Raw genomic sequence first — 681 nt, forward strand, 5'->3', positions numbered from 1 at the left:
CGCCGTTTATACAAATGTTATATGCCGCTGAAATTTTGTGATTAAGGTTAAAAATGGATAGAAGGCTTTTATTATTTAAATTACCCGTAGGTGTTGCGGTTGCCGCAAGCACTAAAGGTATTGGCTTTTTAGGTGTGCCTATTGCGTTAGCTTATTACTTTTGTACGTATAAACATATATTGAATTCTAGTCAAATTTCAGATGAAGATAAGCAGTTATATAAAAAGTCCCCATATATTATTTTAATAGCCTTTATTGGAGGGGTTTTTGAGTCAATGCTTTTATACGGTATAGCAGTGTTACTATATTTCATTTTTATATTATCTTTTGATTATGACGAAAAATAACGCTTAACATATATTTAAAGCATATAACAAACGCATCAAAAATGACGTCAAACGCTTGGCTGGCGCTCATTCTTCGCTAATTTTAGCCAAGCATTATCCGCATTTTATGCGGGCGTTGAGGCTGTAGAATTTATAAAAAGTGACAATTGACGAATGAAATTTATGTGCTGTGCGCCCGTAAAAGTAATGTTTTAGTAGAATATTGCCTCAGAATTCACGTAGCAATGCGTTTTGAAGCTTAATTTTTAATAATTTTTGTGTCTGTTTTTTCTAAAAGAGAAATTCTACAGGCTCGTTATGTATCACGGAGGAATGTGTTGAAAAAATTAAGTTT

General features: G+C 32.7%; 1 protein-coding gene. It reads left to right on the top strand.

Annotated elements, in window-relative coordinates; translation table 11 throughout:
* Positions 1-53 precede the first annotated feature (53 nt).
* Positions 54-347 carry a hypothetical protein gene (locus CJF42_RS26060; RefSeq protein WP_095369380.1) on the top strand — a complete coding sequence of 98 codons (294 nt, stop codon included), beginning with the start codon at positions 54-56 and terminating at the stop codon, positions 345-347.
* Positions 348-681: the final 334 nt, after the last annotated feature.

Source organism: Pseudoalteromonas sp. NBT06-2, from assembly GCF_002276045.1.
Taxonomy (GTDB): domain Bacteria; phylum Pseudomonadota; class Gammaproteobacteria; order Enterobacterales; family Alteromonadaceae; genus Pseudoalteromonas.